The following is a 6,260-nucleotide window of genomic DNA, read 5'->3' as shown; positions in this document are numbered from 1 at the left end:
CAGGGACTCCCTGGTGCTTTCGAGCATCGCGCTGAGGGTGAGTACAGCCGATGGTGCACAGTCTTTCACGATGCTGCGGGTCGCGTCCTGCATCCGATTCTTGCGCGGGGGGTTGACGGGCACCGCGATGACCTGCGCGTAGAGGCACCCGAAGTACGCGACGATGAAGTCCAGACCCTGCGGGAAGAGCAACAGTACTCTGTCACCAGGTTTGCAGCCCCAACTCAGCTGCCGGGCCACGGCAAGCGCCCGTGCGTGCAGCTCGCCGTAGGTCAGCACCGCTTCCTCCTCCCCATGTTCAGTCAGGAACACGTACGCCCTGTTGGCCGGCTCGGCGGCGGCGCGGCCCTGGAGGATCTCCGGGAGCAGTGGTCTGTTCCTCACCATTCTCCTTCCATTGGTCGGAGGGACCCGGACGGAAGCGGCTCCAGCGAGACCGGAAGGTGCTTCAGACCGCGGACGATGAAACTGTGGTCCTGCCAGTCGAGTTCCTCGGTCCGCAGTTTCAGACGCTGGGGACGCCGGTAGAGGCGCTCGAAGGCGACCTCCGCCTGCAGCTGCGCCAGCAGCCCGCCGAGGCAGCCGTGCATTCCGTACCCGAATGCGAGGTGCCCCTTCGTGTCGCGGGTGATGTCGAACTCGTCCGGCCGGCTGAACACCGCGGGGTCGCGGTTCGCGGCGCCGAGACACAGGAGAATCTGCTCTCCCGCCCGTATCTGCTTTCCGTCGATTTCGACATCGCGCGTGGCCAGGCGCTTGGTCAGCTGGAGCGGGCTGTCGTAGCGCAATGCCTCGTCGACGGTACTCTTCGCCAGCTCTGGCCGACGGTGGAGCAGGGCGCCCTGATCCGGGTGCGCAAGCAAAGCGCGGAGGCCGTTGCCTATCAGGGATTTCGTGGTTTCGTTGCCGGCCACGAAGCACATGATGCAGACGAAAACGAGTTCTTCATCGCTGAGCGTGTCACCACCGCCGGTCGCCGCGGCGAGCAGCTGGGTTATCAGGTCGTCGCCGGGCCGGGACCGGCGTTGCGCGACCACGTCGTCCAGGGCGTCCGCGAACTCTTCGACGACATCGCACACATGCGTAAAATCACCGGCTTTCATCAGCCCTGGTTCGAGCAGGAACCGGATGTCATGCGTCCATTGGCCGACGCGTTCGCGCAGGCCGTCCGGGAGCGCCATCCAGTCGCACATGATCGTGACCGGCAGCAGCGCGGCAAAGTCGGCGACGGCGTCCATACCGCCGTCGTCCCACGCCTGCGCCACCAGCTGCTCGGCAACCGCCGAGATACGGGGACGGAGTTTGACGATTTCCTGTGCGGTGAACACCCGGTTCACCAGTGCACGCAGCCGTGCGTGGTCCGGGTTGTCGGTGAAGACCAGCGACTTCTTCCCCAGCCGGACGATCCGGGCTACGTTGTCGTGCGCCAGCCGATTCGCCTGCCGGCTGATCAATTGAGGTATGAGTCCGGCGCTGAACGTGCGGTCACGCAGGACACCCTGCACGTCGGCGTGCCGCGTGAGAACCCACATCCCCAGCGTCCGGTGGACGGGCTGTGCCTGGCGAAGCTGCCGATAGAGCGGGTAGGGGTCGCGTCGGAACTCGGCGCTGAACGGGTTGAACCGAATGGGCGCCGGCCCGGGTCCGGCGGTGTCGGCAGTTGCCGTGCTACCCGTCTCCGACGTCATCGCGCCGGCACCCCACGACCGTTGAAATACGTGCTCCTGAAGGGCTGAAGAACGATCCTGAGAAGGCAGATCTTTCCCATCCGGAAGCCAAGAGCAGAGAGTTTCAGATAGCGCTCGTACCGGGCGACCACCTCCGGTCCGACAAGATGAACGGCTTCCTCGCGATGCATTCGCAGCCGACGTGCCCACTGTTCACACGTCCAGGCGTAGTCGAGCCGGCCGTTGTGCACCGATTGAACCTCGAAAATACCCTCCGCGGCGGCGGTGATCTCCGCGAGCGTCGGCAGATCCGCTGCCGGAAATATCTCCCGCTGGATGAAGTGGCTCGCATTCTCACGGGACATGTTCGCGTAGGCGATGGTCTGCAGCGACAACACGCCGTCCTTGTTCAGCCAGGTGCGGCAGCGGGTGAAGAACTCCCGGTACAGGTGGATCTTCTCAGCTGACGAGTCCTCGGGGGTGGCGAAGTGCTCAAAGGCGCCGATGGAGATAATTCCGTCGAACTGGATGTCGGGTTCGTAGTGCAGCCAGTTCTGCGTACGCACTTCCACACCTGGGTACTCCTGGGACCGGACGAAAGCCGCCTGCTCATCACTGAGCGTGAGACCGACCGACCGTTGAACGCGGCAGCTCTCCGCCAACCGCTTCAGGATCGCACCCCACCCACAGCCGATGTCGAGCACGGTCGCGGCACCATCAGCCCGAATCGCGTCCAGGTGAAATTGCAGCTTCCGCTCCTGGGCGGTTTCGAGTGTGTCGTCGGCGCCTTCCCGCATCGCACACGAATAGGTGAGTGACTGGTCGAGCCAAAGACGGTAGAACGCGTTCCCGGCATCGTAGTGATGCCGGATGGCAGCCGCCGCACCGGCGGTACGGTCGCTTTCGAATGATTCAGTCACGGCTACGCCACGTGCCGCTGATTCTGCTCGTACAGATGTGCGGCGATTGCATTGATTGTCGGGTTCTCGAACAACGCCGCGGGCGGCAGGTCGACGCCGTAGCGTTCCTCTATCTCCATCAGCAGGGCGACGGCGAGGGGGGAATCGATTCCCAGTCGATCAAAGTCCGCGTCCAGGTCCACCGCCTCGACCGGCAGGTCGAGGAGACCCGCAACATACTCCTGACACCATTGCGCAATCGCTTCTCTGCTCGGCTTCAAGGTGCTCGCTCCCTATGCCGTGGTACTGGGGACCGGATTGCCGTTCTCAGGTTTGCGCCTGGCTTCCATCCGCTCTGCGGACGGAATCTTGACATCCCATGCCAGGCCACAGACCGAAAGCATTTTTATGAGCCAGTAGCCTGGATCGAGCCGGTACCAGTTCAACCCGAAAGAAGCCGAATCGGTGAAAGCATGATGGTTGTTGTGCCACGATTCACCAAAGGTCACCAGAGCAAAGACACCGCCGTTCCTGCTGTTCTCCCTGGATTCGTAGGGACGTGTGCCGAACATGTGCAGGAAGGAGTTGATCGCCCAGATGATGTGCTCAAGAACGAAGATCCGCACGAGACCGCCCCAGAGCAGACCGCTGACCGCCCCCTCCCAGCTCTGATAGACGAGACCGCCGACGAGCGCGGGGAGCAGCAGCCCGAGCAGCACCCAGTAATAATAAAGACGGGCGACCCGCACCAGGGCACGGTTCTTAATCAGATCCGGCGCATAGTGAATGATGTTCGGGTATTCGTGCCGGCGCATCCACAGGAAGTGGGAGTGGGCCAGGCCGCGCAGCCGACCCGCCAGACCGTCGCCGGCGAGATTCGGCGAGTGGGGGTCGCCCTCGCGATCACTGCACTCGTGGTGTCTCCGGTGCAGAGCAACCCAGGACACCAGTCCGCCCTGGCCGGCCATCGAGCCGAGAACTGCGAGCGCCGTTGCCACGGACGGCGCGGCCTTGAAGCTACGATGTGTGAAGAACCGATGATAACCGACGGTGACGCCCAGCCCGGTCACGAGCCACATCGAAAAAAGCAGGGCGATTTCGGTGGCACCGATCGGATGTACCGCAAGGAAAGCGAAGGCGGCGGCGGTACCGAAGATCGGGAGAACATCGAACAGCAGAAAGTGGCGGCGCTGCAGGCGGTGCAGATAGGGATTGCTGATCGCTTTTTTGCGGGGAGTGGATCCGTCCGCTCCGAACTCGGGTTCGGGAATGTACGCTGCGGGCTGGACGCCAACCATTCTCGACCGCCCCCTCCTGAGTACTATGCCGAGGTCGCATGCCAGACGGTCCTGACCGTAACAGCCGACGAAGCCGGACCCGAGCGATACGATGAAGTCCGATCGCAGGATAGGAAGTTGTTATCAGGTGCCCGGTGCCGTTGAACCAACGTACCGGATATCGCGAAAGGCACCGGGTTCGGGATGGCGAACATCCTGGCGTGCACTGCTTATTCACCGGAAGGGGCCACAATGTTTCCCGGCGATTCCGGTGCCGCTGGTCCGGGCGTTGTGCCCGATGACCTATGGTCCCCTCGGGTATCCGCCCGCTTGCTACCTGTAAGGGAGTCAGCATGTCGAGGTTAACAGCACTCGCCCGGTCCGGCCGGAAGCTCGCGGTCGCAGGCACGGTCATGACCGCGGTCGCCGCCGCCACGGTCGGGACAGCCGCAGCGGCCGACCCGATCACGCCGAAGCAGTACTTCGAAGGCTTTGTCAACAGCGCGCCTGCGAACGCCACGATCCAGATGGGCTGCTTCGGCCCGGTCAGCCCCGGCGAGACCGGGCATCCGCTCGCCGGCCAGACCGTCGCGGTCCAGCGCGTCGTCGACCCGGTCGTACTACCCGGCTACACCGGATCGGCCGGCACCACGATTGCCGTCGGCTTCCCCGGCCCCGCGACCACCAGCCCACTGGTCTTCACCAGCTACGGGACGCCGCTGGCCATCCCCACCTCGCTGGTCCTGCCGTGCTCGGGCAGCGCAACGGTCGTGTTCAGCCCCCGGCCGACGAGCCCGACCGCCCGAAATGCCATCGTCACCGTCACCTATGTCGGGCAGCCATAGCCAACCTCCTCCCACCGGGCCCGCCCGCCGGCGCCACCGGCCGACCGATCCTCGGCTGGTCCACCGGCGGACGGGACGGATCCGGGCTGTCCTGACCTGGCTCACGGCGACCGCGAACGGCCGGCGGGCCAATCCGTCACCAATCGGATGCACTAGGCATACACCGGACTGGATAGAATTCATCCGAGGGTCTTTTAAAGATCGGCACCGAGACCGGCACCGAGACCGGTTCGGCTGCCATGCCACGCCCGGTGCCGCAGACTGGTGACGGCAAGCCGCGGGATGATGCCGGAAAGAGGAGAAGTCAGGCAATGAGCCGGTATGGCTACGACCCCGCCCGGCGTGCGCTCATCGTCTCCTGGGCGACCGGAACCGGCGACCTGGCCGCAACCGTCGCCGTACTCCCTCCGGCAACCGCCGACAGCGACGCTCTACGACTGGCCGAACAACTGAGCTTCCTCACCGCCGCGGCCTGGCGCACCTACACCCACCCGGCCAGCGCCACCCCAAGCCTTGCCACCGGCAGCGAAGGATGGCGCCGCCACAGTGACCGCCAGGCGTTCACCAGCGTGCTCACCGCGATCCGCCACCCCCAGCTGCCCCACAACGGCACCCAGCGCCAGTCCTACGTCATCGTGCACGAGGCCGCACACCGCGTCGGCCGGGCCCTGCACACGATCGGCAGCCAGGACCTCACCGAACAGATCACCACCGACGTCCGGGCCGAACTCGACGCCATCGAACAGGCCGAATGCGGCGACCTGACCGGACGGGCCCGCCAGGCCATCACCCTGACCCGCGCGGACGCCTCCCCCGTCCAGGTCGCGGCCGCCGACGCGATCCTGGCCGACGATCCCTTCGGGAACACCCGCCTGTGCACCGACATCGACCCGGCCGCCGCCGCGACCGCCGCGGCCCACTGGCTCCACGCCGCGGCCACCGTCGCCGCGCACCACACCGGGCTCGACCCCACCCAGATCCTCATCGAGGCCGACAGCATCGAAGCACTCCCCCACGAAAGCCCCACCGTCGTCCTCGAACGCATGGGAACCGGAGAAACACCGCGGGATGTCGTCCTCCAGCTGATCACGGACGCCATGGCCGTCGCCGAGGGCGCCATCCCCGACCTCGACACCCTCCTGGCCGCCGTCGAAGCCGCCCACGAACGCGCGGACTCGTTCGAGGACCAGCCGGACGAACTCCGACACACGCTGATGCCACACCGGCTCACCCCGCTGGACCCGACCCGGCCCGCCACCGACCTCCTCGAAGACCTCCTCGCCGGGATCCACGGCTGCTGGCTGCTCTACCGCGAATACACCGAGTCCCCAGACGCCGACCCCGACACCGCCTGCACGGACGAAGCCGACGATGACAACCCCACCGGCGCACCCGGCGCACCCGGCGCGCCCGACGAGGAACGCATCACCACGACGTTTCTCGACCAGGTGCGGGCGGCAGCAGCCGCACGACGCTCCGAACTGCTGTAACACCCCTTGTGCCCCGAAACCGGGACGCGCAGCATGTCGTGAGCTTTAGAGCGCCCGGCAATAGGGACGTGGATCAAGGAGC

General features: G+C 65.6%; 7 protein-coding genes. 2 read left to right on the top strand and 5 right to left on the bottom strand.

Annotated elements, in window-relative coordinates; translation table 11 throughout:
- The 5 genes from U9979_RS16370 to U9979_RS16350 form a co-directional block, all read right to left on the bottom strand.
- Window positions 1–387: AMP-binding protein (locus U9979_RS16370; protein WP_322780066.1), on the bottom strand; the 387-nt coding region annotated here is incomplete at its 3' end.
- The gene (locus tag U9979_RS16365) at window positions 381–1,688 is read right to left on the bottom strand and encodes a cytochrome P450 (RefSeq protein ID WP_322780065.1); all 1,308 of its coding nucleotides are present in this window, start codon (window positions 1,686–1,688) and stop codon (window positions 381–383) included. The genes U9979_RS16365 and U9979_RS16370, both read right to left, overlap by 7 nt.
- Window positions 1,685–2,587 carry a cyclopropane-fatty-acyl-phospholipid synthase family protein gene (locus U9979_RS16360; protein ID WP_322750127.1) on the bottom strand — a complete coding sequence of 301 codons (903 nt, stop codon included), beginning with the start codon at window positions 2,585–2,587 and terminating at the stop codon, window positions 1,685–1,687. Before U9979_RS16360 ends, U9979_RS16365 begins: the two co-directional genes overlap by 4 nt.
- Window positions 2,588–2,589: 2 nt before the next feature.
- Window positions 2,590–2,847, bottom strand: coding sequence for an acyl carrier protein (locus tag U9979_RS16355; RefSeq protein WP_322780064.1), 258 nt, complete (start codon window positions 2,845–2,847; stop codon window positions 2,590–2,592).
- 12 nt (window positions 2,848–2,859) lie between these two features.
- On the bottom strand, window positions 2,860–3,864 hold the full coding sequence (locus U9979_RS16350; protein ID WP_322780063.1) for an acyl-CoA desaturase: 1,005 nt from the start codon (window positions 3,862–3,864) through the stop codon (window positions 2,860–2,862).
- A gap of 332 nt (window positions 3,865–4,196) precedes the next feature.
- Between U9979_RS16350 and U9979_RS16345 the strand changes: the two genes are divergently transcribed.
- Both U9979_RS16345 and U9979_RS16340 read left to right on the top strand, forming a co-directional pair.
- Window positions 4,197–4,688 (top strand): hypothetical protein, encoded by a 492-nt coding sequence (locus U9979_RS16345; protein ID WP_322780062.1) that lies wholly within the window; start codon window positions 4,197–4,199, stop codon window positions 4,686–4,688.
- Between the two features lie 311 nt (window positions 4,689–4,999).
- Window positions 5,000–6,178, top strand: a complete 1,179-nt coding sequence (locus U9979_RS16340; protein WP_322780061.1) for a hypothetical protein — start codon at window positions 5,000–5,002, stop codon at window positions 6,176–6,178.
- Window positions 6,179–6,260: the final 82 nt, after the last annotated feature.

Origin of the sequence: Protofrankia sp. Cas4, assembly GCF_963555915.1 — a bacterium.
Taxonomy (GTDB): domain Bacteria; phylum Actinomycetota; class Actinomycetes; order Frankiales; family Frankiaceae; genus Protofrankia.
Note: the sequence above shows the minus strand (reverse complement) of the source record. Positions and strands in the feature narration are given on the sequence as shown.